Source organism: Kiritimatiellia bacterium, assembly GCA_025054615.1.
GTDB lineage: Bacteria > Verrucomicrobiota > Kiritimatiellia > CAIVKH01 > CAIVKH01 > JANWZO01.
This window is the reverse complement of sequence record JANWZO010000003.1, coordinates 1-14,347: the sequence shown is the minus strand read 5'-3', so window position 1 is coordinate 14,347 and position 14,347 is coordinate 1. Positions and strand designations below refer to the sequence as shown.

10 protein-coding genes and 1 pseudogene are annotated in these 14,347 nt (G+C 60.5%); 6 read left to right on the top strand and 5 right to left on the bottom strand.

All coding sequences use genetic code 11. The features are described 5' to 3' along the window. Positions 1-28: 28 nt before the first annotated feature. The 3 genes from infB to NZ740_01845 form a co-directional block, all read right to left on the bottom strand. Entirely contained in the window at positions 29-2,197 is a 2,169-nt protein-coding gene (infB, locus tag NZ740_01855; protein ID MCS6770752.1) for a translation initiation factor IF-2, read from the bottom strand. Beyond that, on the bottom strand, positions 2,194-3,474 hold the full coding sequence (gene nusA / locus NZ740_01850; GenBank protein MCS6770751.1) for a transcription termination factor NusA: 1,281 nt from the start codon (positions 3,472-3,474) through the stop codon (positions 2,194-2,196). The genes infB and nusA overlap by 4 nt, the downstream gene beginning before the upstream one ends. Before the next feature lie 417 nt (positions 3,475-3,891). Next, positions 3,892-5,187, bottom strand: a complete 1,296-nt coding sequence (locus NZ740_01845; protein ID MCS6770750.1) for a carbohydrate-binding protein — start codon at positions 5,185-5,187, stop codon at positions 3,892-3,894. A gap of 1,026 nt (positions 5,188-6,213) precedes the next feature. Between NZ740_01845 and NZ740_01840 the strand changes: the two genes are divergently transcribed. From NZ740_01840 to NZ740_01825, 4 genes are read left to right on the top strand one after another with little or no spacing between them, the layout of a single operon-like run. Continuing rightward, positions 6,214-6,483, top strand: coding sequence for a hypothetical protein (locus NZ740_01840; GenBank protein ID MCS6770749.1), 270 nt, complete (start codon positions 6,214-6,216; stop codon positions 6,481-6,483). 1 nt (position 6,484) lies between these two features. Further along, entirely contained in the window at positions 6,485-7,210 is a 726-nt protein-coding gene (locus NZ740_01835) for a type I 3-dehydroquinate dehydratase (GenBank protein MCS6770748.1), read from the top strand. Further along, positions 7,207-7,842, top strand: coding sequence for a glycerol-3-phosphate 1-O-acyltransferase PlsY (gene plsY, locus NZ740_01830; GenBank protein MCS6770747.1), 636 nt, complete (start codon positions 7,207-7,209; stop codon positions 7,840-7,842). The genes NZ740_01835 and plsY overlap by 4 nt, the downstream gene beginning before the upstream one ends. 24 nt (positions 7,843-7,866) lie before the next feature. Then, positions 7,867-8,892 carry an SGNH/GDSL hydrolase family protein gene (locus NZ740_01825; GenBank protein ID MCS6770746.1) on the top strand — a complete coding sequence of 342 codons (1,026 nt, stop codon included), beginning with the start codon at positions 7,867-7,869 and terminating at the stop codon, positions 8,890-8,892. 9 nt (positions 8,893-8,901) lie between these two features. On the opposite strand, the gene NZ740_01820 is transcribed toward NZ740_01825, so the two are convergent. Together NZ740_01820 and NZ740_01815 are read right to left on the bottom strand one after the other, a co-directional pair. Beyond that, positions 8,902-9,930, bottom strand: coding sequence for a UDP-3-O-acyl-N-acetylglucosamine deacetylase (locus tag NZ740_01820; GenBank protein ID MCS6770745.1), 1,029 nt, complete (start codon positions 9,928-9,930; stop codon positions 8,902-8,904). Positions 9,931-9,954: 24 nt separating this feature from the next. Further along, complete coding sequence (locus tag NZ740_01815; protein MCS6770744.1) at positions 9,955-12,615, bottom strand: valine--tRNA ligase; 2,661 nt, start codon at positions 12,613-12,615, stop codon at positions 9,955-9,957. Positions 12,616-13,202: 587 nt separating this feature from the next. Here NZ740_01815 and NZ740_01810 point away from each other — a divergent pair. After that, positions 13,203-13,403 (top strand): annotated as a pseudogene (locus NZ740_01810) (DUF3387 domain-containing protein). A gap of 429 nt (positions 13,404-13,832) precedes the next feature. Next, positions 13,833-14,347 (top strand): hypothetical protein (locus tag NZ740_01805; protein MCS6770743.1); only part of this gene is annotated, 515 nt, incomplete at its 3' end.

Below are 14,347 nucleotides of genomic sequence, written 5' to 3'. Positions count from 1 at the left end.
TCCTTATGTGGCGCGCGAACGCGCGCGCTCAGAGTTGTTGGGCGATTTTTTCGACTTCGTAAATTTCGATCACGTCGCCGGGCTCAAAGTCCCCGAAGCCGTCCAGCCGAATGCCGCACTCCTGACCCTCCCGGACTTCGGTCGCATCATTTTGAAAGCGGCGCAGGGAGGCCACGCTTCCCTCGTAGAGCACATCTCCCTTGCGTTTGACGCGAGCGCGGCCGCGAGCCGTGACGCGCCCGTCGGTGACCAGGCACCCGGCGACCTTGCCTTTCTTCCCCAGGTCGAAGATCTGCTTGACCTGCGCGTGACCGAAAATCGTCTCCCGCACGATCGGCTCCAGGAGGCCTTTCATCAGCTCTTTGACGTTATCGAGAAGCTCGTAAATGATGCTGAAGAGGCGAATCTCCACCCCCTCGCGCTTGGCTGCGGCGCCGACATCAGGCTCTTTGCTGACATGAAAGCCGAGAATGACCGCCTTGGACGCACTGGCCAGCATGACGTCATTGACCGTGATGCTGCCGACGCCGGAGAGGATGATCTGCTGCTGGACCTTCTCGCTCTTGATGTTGTTTATCGCGTATTCAAGGGCCTCCAGAGAACCCTGCGTGTCCGCCTTCAACACGATGGAGAGGGTCTTCTTGCCGCTTTCCGCGCCCGCCTGGAGGATGTCCTCCAGCGTAAGCCGGCGCGGCTTTTGTTCGGCCATCTCCGATGCCCGCAGCGCGGCCTGCCGCGCCTCGGCCTCCTCGCGGGCCGCCTTCTCGTCGGGCATTTTCACAAATTCTGAGCCCGGTTCAGGCACCCCCGTCAGGCCAAGGCATTTCACGGCGTCCGACGGGCCGGCCGACTTCACCCGCTCGCCCCGGTCGTTGATCAGCGCGCGCACGCGGCCCCAGTACGGCCCGCAGAGGATCGCGTCGCCGACGCGAAGCGTGCCGTCGCGGAGCAGCAGCGTTGCGGTCGGGCCCATCCCGGTTTCCATGCGGGATTCGACGACGTATCCGCGTGCCGGCAACTTGGGGTTGGCCTTCAGCTCGAGGATTTCGGCCTGCGCGATGATGTTCTCGAGAAAATTCTGGATGCCGTCGCCCGTCAGCGCGCTGACGGGGCAGCAGATCACATCGCCGCCCCAGTCTTCCGGCGTGAGGCCGAGCTGCTGCAACTGCTGTTTCACGCGGTCTGCGTTGAAGCCTCGGAGGTCCTTCTTGTTAATGGCCACCATGATGGCGACCTTGGCCGCCTTCGCATGCTGGATCGCTTCGCGGGTCTGGGGCATCACGCCGTCGACGCCGTCGATGACAATCACCGCGATGTCCGTCAGGTTTGCGCCGCGGGCCCGCATGGCCGTGAAGGCCTCGTGGCCCGGCGTGTCCAGGAACGTGATCTTGTGCTTGTCTTTGTCGTTGAGGGTCACCGTGTAAGCGCCGATGTGCTGGGTGATGCCGCCGTCCTCGCCCGCGGCGACGCGCGTGTTTCGGATCTTGTCGAGCAGCGAGGTCTTCCCGTGGTCGACATGACCCATGAACACGACCACCGGGGGTCGCGTAATGATGTTTTCCGGGGCGTCGATTTTCTCGACGACGGGTTTCGGCTTGGGTTTTGGCGGTGCCGGCGGCGGCTTCGCCTCCTGCTTTTTCTCCAGCTCGACCGTCCAGCCCCACTTCTGGGAAATCTGCTGGGCAATCTTCAGTTCGATCTTTTGGTTGATGGAGGCGAAGATGTTGAGGCTCATCAGCTCGCGAATGAGCTGATTCGGCCTAAGCCCCATGTGCTCCGCCAGGTCGCGAACGATGATCGGCGCGCCCGGTTTCACAAAGATCTGCTTCGACTCCGGGACCGCAACCATCGCCGCATCCGGAGGGATTGCCGACATCGGCTGCCCCTGAGTCGGGGCCGTTGGGGCCGGCGCGTCTGCGCTTGGGGCGGCGGTCTGCGTCGCGGCCGACGGAGCGGTTGACGGAGCGGTTGACGGAGCGGTTGACGCGTTCGGCTTGCCGGCGGCGGCAGCAGGCGCCTGCGTCGGAGCGGGCGCGGCGGCGGGCGGCGGGGCGAAGGCCTTGCGAAGCGCCTCCTCCTGTTCCTTGGTGAGCATGCTCATGTGGTTGCGCACCTCGCCAAGGTTGAGGGCCTGGATCTTGTCCAGGATGTCCTTCGTCGGCCGATCGAGCTGTTTGGCTAACTCAAAAACTCTCATGGCACCTCAGGCGGCGCTGACGCCCGACCCGCGCCCGACGACAGCGATGCGATGGCGGCGTGGACCGCTTTCGCGTCCTCTTCCGTGAAGCCTTCAACGGCCAGCAGATCCTCGAGTTCCGCGGACTGCAATCCTTCCAGCGTGGCAAAACCGGCATGGACGAGTTTTTCGGCCCGCTCGCGGCCGATTCCTTCGATCGCCGCAAGCGCCGAAATGGCGTTGGCCACCTTTTCCTCGAAGCCGATGGCCGACTCGTCGCGCTGGATGTCGATCTTCCAGCCGGTCAGCTTCGAGGTGAGCCGCGCATTTTGGCCCTTCTTGCCGATCGCCAGCGACAACTGGTCCGGCGCGACAACAACGTGGACCGTCCGCGTGGCCTCGTCGACCGTCACCTTGGTCAGTTTTGCGGGTGACAGGGCGTTGGTAACAAAGACCTTGATGTCCTCGTTCCAGCGGACGATATCGATCTTTTCACCGGAAAGCTCCCGCACGATGTTTTTTACGCGGATGCCCCGCATGCCGACGCACGCGCCAACGGGATCGATTTTTTCATCCTTGGAGGCCACGGCGATTTTCGTCCGATACCCCGGCTCGCGCGCGATGGAGCGCATTTCCACCGTCTTGTCGTTGATTTCGGAAACCTCAAGTTCGAACAACCGTTTCACGAAGTCTGGGTGACTTCGCGAGAGGATGATACGGGTTCCCGACGCGTCGGTGGTGACATCGAGAACCAGGGCGCGGATTTTGTCGCCAATCTGATATTCCTCCGTGGGCACGCGCTCCTTGGCCGGCAGCAACCCTTCGGCAAATCCGTCGAGTCCCAGGATCACGTCGCTCCGGTCGAACCTCCGAACGGTTCCGCTGACGATGTCGCCAATGCGCCCCTTGTATTCCTGGTACACCCGGTCCCGCTCCGCCTGGCGGATGCGGTTGAGGATCGCCTGCTTGGCCGTCTGGGCTGCGATGCGGCCAAAATTCCGCGGCGTCACCTCGATTTCGAGGGTTTCGCCGACCTGGACATCCGGTTTGATTCGCTGGGCGTTCGCTAGCGAGATCTCATCGTGAGGCGCCCGAACTGACTCCACCACTTTGACGCGGGCAAAGGCGCGAATGTCACAGGTCTTGCGGTCGATTTCGATGCGGAGGTCCTTGGCCGGGCTGACGCTCTTTTTCGCTGCCGTCATCAGAGCGGACTCCACGGCCTTGATGAGCGTTTCGCGGTCGATGCCGCGCTCGCGCTCCATATATTCCAAAACCGCAATCAATTCACTGTTCATGATATTCGCTCCAAAACGGCGCCCGAGCCACAGATGAAAAAGAGTGGGTTTGTGACCCACTCTTCATCGGCGGCATCCCAAAAGCACTACGACGGTGCCACGCCCGTCAAGCCGGGTCAAGGCGGAAAAAACTAAACCCGACCTTATCGGGCGTCTGTGGGGACGGGACACCGTCCGAATGACGGTCGGCAGTTCACTTCCCTTAGGACCGCTGGCGCGGGCAACGCAAACGGCGTCTGATTGCGATGAGGGAACGGAAAGGGAATGGACTTTTAGCGAAGATCAGCCTGCAGCCCGCTCTCGGGTCCGGCAGGGGGCCGATCTCAGCGCAGCGCAGCTAGACCTGCGCCGCTGTCCTGTCGTCGGACCCCAGCCGGAACCCGGAGCACTTACGGGGCGGCAGGCACGAGAGCCGTTCTAGGGCCTCACGAGAATTTTCCAGTTCCGGCCGCCATTGTTGTCCCACGACCCGTTCTTGTCGGTGAAAACGATATTCAGCTCTGTCGCATGGGGCGGGACGGGAATAGTGATTTCATGCCGCCCAGTGAATCCATTGGGGGTCAATTGTGCCGTCTGATAAACTCCCTGCCAGTTGTTGTATCCGACGTGGGCATAGATCGGCTTGCCGAAGAGAGGGCTTCCGGGATGGCCAACGGCATACGATAGGGTCACTGTGCCGCCCTTGGCGGGATACGCCGGACCCCAGACGAGGCGGACACCCCTCGCGCTTGTGTCCTCCGGCACCCTCGGGTTGGTGCCGTTCAGAAACTCCACAATGTTTGCCATCGGCATGCCCGGCGGACCGTCGCCGTCGGGATTGTCCTCAGGGCCTTGAAGCAAGTGACCGAAGTGTTCCCGCTCCCATGAATCCGCCAGGCCGTCGGCATCGGAATCATATACGTCGGCCGTGCTGCCGATGGTCAACGAGTGGTCTTGCCCGTTGTTGTTGTCCCAATACCAGGTTCCCCCTACCCGATAGAAGATGGCATACTTGACGGTGAGCCGACTGTTCGTCACGACCATGAAATTTGTGGATCCCGCCGGATACCAGCGCGCGAAACCCAGACTTCGGTGGAAGTACGCGTCGCCGATCGGTGTAATGTCTACGCCCCATCGCTCATATCCGCTGGGGAGGTCCGCCTCTTTGACGGCCGTCGCGGAACGCCAATCGGCCCAATTGTTCCATGTCCACACTATCCCAATCGCCTCGGGATCGCCGAGTCGCCTGACGGAGAAATCCAGCCAGAAGTTGAATCGGTGCGTAGTCGTGATGCCATTACCGTTCGACTCTGAAACGTAAAGGCCATCAGCAAGTCGTTGAACGATGGGGGTCGTGGCAGGAACCGTGAACTGGTAATTCTGGCCGTTTCGGCTGTCCCAGATATTCCTGCCACTCCGATCCGTCCCCTGGAAGTAGTACCGCACCGTAGCGCCCGCAGGGAACTGGAAACTAGGCGTGAAAGTCCATAACGAGTTGCCCTGCACATTGCCTGCATATCGCATCGGGTAAACCACCCAGTTCCCGCCATTGACCTGAATGCCGACTCGAGCTTGGAGCCCGGGATAGTCCCGATTCATCAGGATTGTGAATTGCCCGGGGTTTGCCGAATCGTCATGGCGCTGGTAGGAACCGAACACGCCCATCCAAGTCGGGAACGCGCTGGCGGTTTGCATGCCAGTGGCGAAGACCAGTAACAGCAATAAATGTTTCATAGATGTCTCCTTTGGTAAAACGATTTACTTCATACCGAAATGGAGATTTTATGTCAACTGAATCGTTTCACCTTTGTCATGACGCTTTGAAAATGTCCCTCGGAAACTCGATAGAAATGACCACATGGCGGCTGGAGGGGCGCCGCCATGGGAGAACATCGACGGAAATTTCCGGAGCCAACTGCATCAGCTACTGCATCATTCCCGTTCAACCCCGATACTGGTTTTCTGCGATCGAATCCCGATTGCGAATTCGAAGGCCAGCCCTTTGCGACTGGCGAAATTTTGGCTGAAAGGCGCCGCCCATGGAGGAGCGGCTTGCATTGCTTGCCCTCCCCAAATGACCGGCAGAGAGGAACGGCTCATCCCGAGGGGGGCAATGGAGGGCGCCGTTCCACCGGCGCCGTTCCGGATCATATTTTCGTACGACGAGGGAGACGCCCCTTCAAGTGAGTGGATGAAGATCGTCGGGGCGAACGCGTGCTCACGCAAGACTGACGAAGTTGAGCGTGAAGGTGAGCATGGTGAACTCAGCGCAGGCCGTGGGGCGAGGTATGCGGCGATAGTGCTGGCGGCGGCGCGGATGGGCGAGCGGGCTTCGGCGTGCCCTCCCGCCCATCCGGAAAGGGGACATTTCTAGAACAGTTTTGACACTGAATCCTTTCACTTTTCCGTTTTGAACGGCTACCTGCATAAAAAACTCAATTATCTTCCTCCCCAACCACCCAGTCCAAGGCATGGGCAAAATAGGGTCGGTGCAAAGTTGCTAGGGATGCGTCGGACGGCAAGAGAAACCTCCCGACTCCCGGCTCGGAGCACTGAGGAGGTGCCACTTCAACTGAGGCATTACCGCGCAAAGGGGCAGCCGGAATTGCCATAACTCGCTCGGTTTTTGCAGCATCTTGAACGCACCAGAGCGATCCAGAGGTCGCCTGATCGATTCAAACGCAACGGTCGGTGGCGGCCTGCGTGCCGAGAATGCTTGGAGTTGACGCGGAGTTTTGTAAAATAGGCTCAGTTGGCAGGATGAGAAAGCCGGGAACCAAACCAGTTCGTCAGTGCAAAGGGTGTGCGCTAAACCTCGGCGATTCGTGCGCCATTTTCCTCCACCCTTCGCTGAAGTGGAAGGACCGGAAGTGCGAGGGCTATAACAATCCGATGTACATCCGCCATTACGAGCTGAACCTCAAGCCGGAGGGCGCCCGCGCGCGGAAAACGGTCCGCGTCGAAAAGGCGAAAGCGGCGCGCACCCAAACCCACCGCGACGGGGTTCACCCGTTGAAGGGCCCTCGCTGAAATGGCTGCCGAATCCCATTGCCGGATCGGATCGGTCGATCTTTGCTCAGCGCCCGCGGTGGTGGGGGTTGCAACGCGGATCGACACACTCGAGCGGTTGCGGGCGCACCGCCCGCCCTGCGACCTCGTGGAATTGCGGGCCGATTACCTGGAGGCCCCCCGCGCGGTGATCCCGCTGCTTTCCGCGCCGCGTCAAGTCCCGGTGATCCTGACCATCCGCCACGCGCGAGAGGGAGGCCGGTGGGATGGATTGGAAACAGAGCGCATGGAGTTGTACCGCGCCATTTTGCCTTGCGTGGACGCGGTTGACGTCGAAATCGATTCCGAAATCATCGCCCCGATCGCCCGAGAGGCCGCCGAACGGTCGATATGCGTGATTGGGTCCTATCATAATTTCAGCGAAACTCCCGGGGCGGACCTTTTGCGGGCGAAGATGGCGAAAGGGATCGAGCTCGGTGCGCGCGTGGTGAAGGTGGCAACGTGGTCCGCCCGCGAATCGGATGTGGAGACGCTTGAGGCGCTGCTTCGCGGGCCAGCGATGTGTCCGATCGCGGCGATGGGAATGGGTCCTTTGGGTGTTCAGTCCCGGCTGCGACTCGCGCTGGCCGGCTCATGCTTGATCTACGGGTTTTTGGATGAGCCGACCGCACCGGGTCAGCTGCACGCGGGAGAATGGGTGAGGCGCCTCCGCGAGAGCCTGCCCGAATATTGGGAGCAGCGTGCATGAGCGGCGCGGCGACGTGGATCCTCCTGGTGGTCGCGTCCTATCTGCTCGGTGCGATCCCGTTTGGTTTCCTGATTGCGCGGGCGAAGGGGGTCGATATCCGGAAGGTCGGCAGCGGCAACATTGGCGCGACCAACGTATTGCGGTCGGTGGGCAAACCGTGGGGAATCCTGACTTTTGTGCTCGATGCGCTCAAGGGCTTTATACCCGCCATGGTTTTTCCATACCTTGGAAGCCGATGGGGCGCGGATTTCCATAGCATGGAAATTGCCCGGCTCGCCGGTGGCGTGGCGGCAGTCGTCGGGCACAGTTTCCCCGTCTATCTTCGGTTCCGGGGCGGCAAGGGCGTTGCGACCAGCGCGGGGGCGCTGTTGGGCATCGCGCCGTTGGCGGGACTGGCGGGCCTCTGCGTGTGGGGCCTGCTGTTTTTTGCCTTCAAGTACGTGTCCCTGGCGTCGATCGGTGCGGCTGTCGCCGTGCCGGTCGCGGCCTGGCTGCTGTACCGGTCCGAGAGCGCAGTCGTCCCCGCGGCGCTGACGATGCTGGCGATCCTTGTCGTGTATCGCCACCGTGACAACATACGTCGACTCGCGAGCGGAACGGAACACCGTTTCGGTCAGAAAAGAGAAGTTTAGAACTGTGCAGGCATTGAATTCGGCATGAAACACGTTCTATTCCGAATGATTTTGTTGGCATGTTCGCTGGCGGCCTCCTTCGTGTTGCTGGAGTGGGCGATTCGACGATTTTTGCCCTTTTATGATCCGCGTCGGCAGATCGTGTTCCCGACCATGCCGATGTACAACGACGCCGCGATCGGTCCGAAAAACGAGCGCATCCGGCAACGCACGCCCAAGGGCGACTTTGATCTCTGGATTCAGTTTAACCGACATGGCTTTCGGGACACGAAAGATTTGAGCAGCTCGTCGCCGACCGATTGGTTCGCGGTGGGCGATTCGTTCACGTTCGGCTGGGGCATCCCCGAAGGCGGGCGCTACAGTGACCTGCTCGAGAAGAAGCTGGGCTGGCGCATCTTCAATATTGCCGTTCCGAGCGATCTGGACCAGTACATCGGCCTGGTCCGATATGCCCGCGATTGCGGCGCGGTGATCAGCAACGCCATCGTGGGCGTTTGCATGAACAACGACTTGAAAAACTATCGGACGGCGGAGAAACAACAAAAGGCCATCTACGGAGATCGGCAACCCTGGAAGGCGCGTCTCCGCGTCTGGATGCAATCTCATTCCGCAGTGTATCTCTTCTGCAGCTATGAATTGCAGCGCATTCCGGCGTTTCGGGGTCTTTTCGAACGTTTGGGTGTCGCACGCGATATACGCGAGCTGACGCTGCAAAATCTCTATGATGAGGAAATTCTCGAGAGTTCCGCGGAAAAGGCCGTCGAGCTGGCGCGCGTCATCGGGTCCCCTTCAACTTATTTCGTCTTGATTCCCTCCCTTGCGCTCTGGCTTGCCGATGATCCCGCTATGGAACGCCGGGTTCATGAAAGCTTTGCGGACCGCATCCGTCAGCGCGGGCTCAAGGTGATCGATCTCAAGCCGGCGTTTGAAGCCCACCCGAATCCGCGCTCCCTCTATTTCGCGACCGATCCGCACTGGAACGATGCAGGCCACGCCTTCGCGGCTGACGTCATCGCCAGGGCTTTGCAAGAGTCTGGCCCCAACCCCTGATCGCGGACATTACCGCGCGGCCGCCCGGCACAAGAGCCCTCGCTTGTAGAGAAGGCGCATGGCGTAACAATCGAGAAAGTGGCCAGCCCGATAGGACTCAACGCGGCCAACAAATCGCCCCTCTTCCAACAGGGAGAGCGCGGCGAGGAGATCCAGCGCTGCGCGATGCCACACCGCTTCCAGCGATTTTCCATCGTGCATCAGGCGAGGCTCGTTGATGTAGCGCCGTTTGCCCGCGACCAGGACGTTCTCCATATTGTAGCCGAGATTCCTCACGTCCGCGAAGATCTGGCCGATCGTTTTCGCCCAGATCATCTTCGAAAAGGGGGCGTTCGTCCGCGCGGCGGCGCCGAACCGGAACCCCTCGTCGGTTAGCGGAAATTTGATGCGCTGCCGCCCAATCGCATTCGGGAAATCAATTGCGCAGTCGACCCACAGGGTTCGCGAGCCGTCATCTGGCGAAAAGAGAAGGAAGCTACCGTTGGGAAGGCCCACCGTCACGCGTTCCTTTACGGTCCAGTAGGCGACCGGCCGCGCGGTTTCCACGAAGCCCGCGGCGTCGAGCGCCTCAACGAGCGGGAGGCTTCCGAGCTTGAACAGGGGCGGGTCGCCGGAGGAACAGCGGATCAGCACATTGTCGATCCGCATGCCAAGTTTGAGGGCGATGATGTGCTCCACCATCCGAACATAATTCTGCGGCGGACCGCTCCGCAGGACGATGTTGCTGACGATGTCGCCGGTCGTCCACACGTTGCGGATGGAGACGCGGACCGGCAGGCAGTCGTCGAGGTCGGCCCGTTCGAACCACCACCCCTCGAGATCGGTGGGCTCAAACGTCAGCGTGCTAGTCGCCTTGCCCAGAAATGTGCCCGGGCCGGAGACGGAGGTGCTGCGCGCGAGGGTCCGCTGACGTTCATCCGGAGCCGGGGGCGCCGTGTTCGACAAATCCCGGTCTATCGGCTGCGCCTGCATCCGTTCCCATGCGCGGAGCAGCGTGTCTCGATCGCCGGCCAGAATGGTTCCGAGGGGCTCATTCATGGGCGGAATCTTTCCGGAGGTCGCTCACGACAATCCACTCAGGATTGCGGACAATTTCTCGCGTCGGGCGACCAGCTCCTCCCGACGGCTCTTCGTCTGCTGGATGACGTCCAGCTTCGCCTTTTGCAGGAAATCGGGGTTCGCAAGGCGCGCATCGATCTTTTCGATCTCTCGACTAACCGCTGCGAGGTTTTCGGCGAGTCGCGCGCGTTCCGCCTCAAGGTCTACTTCGCCGAGGACGAGATACACCGTGCCCAGATCGTTGAGGGCGCTAGGCAGGGGGCGTCCGGGCGAGAACGACGTGTCAATCGAAAGGTTCCCCGCCTGGATCAGAAGCGCGATGGACTCCGCATCGGCGCGCAGCGCGTTGGCCCGCTCTTCGGAAGCTGGACGAATGGCGAAGTCCGCCTTCGCATGAGGCGGGATGTTGTAATCCGCGCGGAGTTGCCTGGCGAGGCGGATCAGGTCGTGTTTCAGGTCGACGTACTCCACATACGGCTGCGCCATGCCGCGGAGCGTTGAATTTTCGGCCCGCGGCCACGGCGCGAACATAATGAACTCCTCGTCGGAGCCGTATCCCATCGCGTGCCACAGTTCCTCGGTCAAAAACGGCATCAGCGGATGCAAAAGTCGCAACGCGCGCTCGAACACGTGGTGCATGATGGAGAGCACCTCGCGCCGGCGCGGTTCATCGCCGCTTCGGAAAACAGGCTTTGCGTACTCGACATACCAGTCGCAGAACTCGTGCCAAAGGAAGTCGTAGAGGACGTGCGCGTAGTCGTTGAAGCGGTAGCGCTCAAGGCAATCGGTGGCCGCCTTGGCGGCGTCCTCGATTTTGGCCAGGATGTGCCAGTCATCGGCCGTCCAGCGGTCGGGATGCAGCGAAATCGCGCGCACGTTCAATGGCTCGGTGAGCTTCTGCATCTGCATGAAGCGCGCGGCATTCCACAGCTTGGTGCCGAAATTCCGGCCGACCTCGAATTTTTCCTTCGAAATGTAGACATCTTGGCCCGTCGCCGTGAGCATGATGAGGCTGAACCGCAGCGCATCGGCGCTGAATTCCTGAATAATCTCGAGCGGGTCAATCGAATTTCCGAGGCTTTTCGACATTTTGCGGCCGATGTCGTCGCGGACCGTGCCGTGGATGTACACCTCGCGGAACGGCAGATCGCCCATGAACTCGTAACCGGCCATGATCATGCGGGCGACCCAGAAGAAAATGATTTCCGACGCGGTGACGAGCGTGTTCGTCGGATAGTAAAAGGTGAGATCGTCGTTGGAATCCGGCCAGCCGAACACGCTGAACGGCCAGAGCCACGAGGAAAACCACGTGTCTAGGACGTCCTCGTCCTGCCGGACGTTTGCTGAGCCGCATCGGGGGCATACGGAAGGCTTGCCGCGGTCCGCCCATTGGTGGCCGCACGCGTCGCAATAAAAAATCGGGATTTGATGGCCCCACCAGATCTGGCGCGAGATGCACCAATCGCGGATGTTTTCCATCCATTCGAGGTAGACCTTATTCCACCGCTCCGGAATGAACCGGATTTTGCCTTCCCGAACGGCTCGGATGCCGGGCTCTGCCAGCGGCTTCATCCGGACAAACCATTGGGGAGAGACCCGCGGCTCGACAATGGCCGAGCACCGGTAACAATGCCCCACGGCGTGCTCGTGAGGTTCCACCTTCTCCAACAAGCCCCTTGCCGAAAGGTCTTCCGCGATTTTCTTTCTGCAGGCGAAACGTTCGAGGCCGGCATAGGGTCCCGCGTTTTCATTCATGCGGCCGTCCTCGGTCATCACATTGATTTGCGGCAGGTTGTGCCTCTGCCCCATCTGGAAGTCGTTGGGATCGTGAGCCGGCGTGACCTTGACGCAACCGGTCCCGAATTCTTTTGAAACAAAGGAGTCCGCAATGACGGGAATTTCGCGGTTTAGCACCGGGAGAACCAGCGTCTTGCCGACTAGATGCCGGAATCGTTCATCCTCGGGGTTCACCGCCACGGCCGTGTCGCCGAGAAAGGTTTCGGGCCGTGTGGTGGCTACGGTGACAAATCCGCCGGGCGAGTCTTTGATGGGATATTTAATGTAATACAGATGGCCTCGGATGGTGCGATGTTCGCTCTCCTCGTCGGATAGCGCCGTCTGACACCGGGGGCACCAATTAATGATGTAGGTTCCGCGGTAGATCAGCCCTTTCTCATAAAGCCGGATGAAAACCTCCTTGACGGCATTGCTAAGCCCCTCATCCATCGTGAATCGGCATCGGCTCCAATCGCAGGAGGCTCCCAGTTTCTTCAATTGGCTGATGATCGTGTTGCCGTACTTTTCCTTCCACGCCCACACCCGCTGCAAAAAGGCCTGGCGTCCCAGTTGCTGTCGAGTCAGGCCTTCTTTCTTCAGTTCGCGCTCCACGACGTTCTGCGTCGCGATGCCTGCGTGATCCGTCCCCGGCACCCACAGGGCGTTGTAACCCTGCATACGCTTCCATCGGATCAGAACGTCCTGAATGGAGTTGTTCAGCGCATGGCCCATGTGGAGAATGCCGGTCACATTGGGCGGCGGGATCACGATGCAGTATGGCTCGCCCCCCCGAGCGGCGCTCGTTCCGAAACAATTCTTTTCCAACCATCGGGCATACCATTTGTCCTCGATGGCATGTGGGTCGTATGTTTTCGGCAAATCGGCCATGGGCGGCAATAAAGCCGATTTATCCGCCGCCTGAAAATCCAAAAAAACGGCTGCCGGCGGCGCATACGTTCCGGCGACGCCGACGGATTCGCTGGAAAAATCGTTCAGTCCAGAATCTGTCCCATAATCCTGCTGCACGATGAGCGATTGGCACGAGAGCGCGGATCTGCGGGGATCGTCCCTTGGCTGAAGGCGGCCTTTTGGGGCGCGTGGACCGCCCTGCTGCTGGCGCTCTGGGGCTGCCGCGCGCGCCCCCTTGACGCCGCGATACCGAGTCAACCGCTAGCGAGCCGCGCTACTCAACCGCGAACTTCGCGGACTCTATCCGCTCAGCTCGACGAGTGGCTGGAAAACAAGAGGCTGACCACGCGATACCAGTCCAACATGCTTTCGCCGAAAGACTATGGGAAGTTCTCCACCAAGCTGCGCGACCGCGATAGGGTCGGATTCCGCTCTGAGCTGGATGTAATGATGACTAATGCTTTCAAAAAGCCTGACAATAGGGTTCAACGCGGGTCATATCATTCGAAGAGTTGTTACGAAGAGGCCGACCCGCGCCCTGCTGCCAGGCGGAGCGGGAGCACATCCTCGCGCAGGAACTGGTGCGGACCGTGCGCGCAAATGTGACGATTGACTGGACGGTGCGCGAAAACGTGCGCGCGCAACTGCGCGTGCTGGTCAAACGGATCCTCCGCAAGCATGGCTATCCGCCGGACAAGCAGGAAAAGGCGACGCAGACGGTACTGGAGCAGGCGGAACTGCCGTCTGCGGAATGGGCGGCGGCATGAGTGGGGCGCCTGAACAAGCGGCACCCCGATGATGTCGCCGCGCGGAGGGATTGTAGATTTTTAGGGGCGCCTGGTCTGCTTTCCAGTCCTTGCGCGATGCGCGAAAGCGTAGGCGGTCTTTTATGCAACTCGCGCGCCGCTTTCGCGAAACGGCCTTATCGAACAACTGGCCGAATCGTCTTTCTGAGGTGTGAGGCCATATAATCCGATTTCTTATCGATGGTTTCCTAAATTTGACGATTCAGCAGTTCAAAAGCCTCATAGCGTGAACCGAATTTGAAGGTGGCTTCATGCGTGCCTCATGCATGGGTCGTCTCAATGAGATGCTCCCAATCATCGCCGAGAGCGGATTCGAATTTCAGTGCACTATAAGCAATTTCTTCCAATTCGGCGTGCAATGGGGCGGCGCGCGTAGGATCCTTTCGCGCCGTGATTGATCAGAATCATCTCGTCGATGCGGCGGCCCTGGCCTCGTGGATCAAAGCGGCTTTTTTCGCCGCGTTTGCGCTCTTGCTGCTCGCACTCTGGTTCCGTCGCGGGCGCGAGCCGTTGACCCCGAAGCGGCGCATTCATCGCGGATTTTTCGTCTTTCTCGCGCTCGCGTTTCTCGGCGTGTACGCCTACCAGGCCACCTGGCAGCTCGGCGGGTTCGCGCGGCCGCAATTTGTCGATTTCATGCGCAAATACAATCGCCGCCCCGACAATCCAGCGAAACGAATGGTGCGCGGCGAAATTCGCGACCGCAACGGGGAGCAGCTCGCCTATGACGATCCCGACCTGTCCGGCACGCGCGTTTATCCGCTCGGCCCCGCTGCCTGCCACATCGTCGGCTACGTGGACGCGAAGTACGGCATGGAAGGCATCGAGGCCGCGGACCATCCGTATCTTGAAGGCACATCCACCGCCACGCGCGAAGAGCAAAAGCGATTTGGGTTGAATCTGCT